This is a genomic window from uncultured Dokdonia sp., assembly GCF_947492815.1.
Classification (GTDB): Bacteria; Bacteroidota; Bacteroidia; order Flavobacteriales; family Flavobacteriaceae; genus Dokdonia.
In genome coordinates this window covers 1-347 of the sequence record NZ_CANLOB010000115.1, presented here as the reverse complement: position 1 = coordinate 347, position 347 = coordinate 1, and the positions used below count along the sequence as shown (strand labels likewise).

Here is a 347-nt window from a genome sequence, read left to right as displayed (position 1 = left end):
GATGATGCAGATAGCACCCCTGAGGATACGCCAGTGAATGTAGCTGTTTTAGACAATGATACTTTTGAGGGTGTAGACAATGAGGTGACTGATGTAACCAATCCAGCCAATGGAACGGTAACGATCGAGACAGATGGTACAGTAACCTATACGCCAGATCCAAACTTCAATGGCACAGATACTTTTGATTATACAGTAACGGTTACCAATGCCGATGGATCAACAACGACAGAGACTGCTACGGTAGTGATTACTGTGGATCCGATTGCTGATGTTGTATTAGATAATGACACGGCAAGCACAGATGAGGATAGTCCTATTAATATCGATGTATTAGATAATGATAC

At 42.1% G+C, this 347-nt stretch carries 1 protein-coding gene; it reads left to right on the top strand.

Features of this window, described 5'->3' with window-relative positions; all coding sequences use genetic code 11:
* On the top strand, positions 1-347 hold a 347-nt coding region (locus Q1A01_RS23755), incomplete at both ends, for an Ig-like domain-containing protein (protein WP_299686086.1).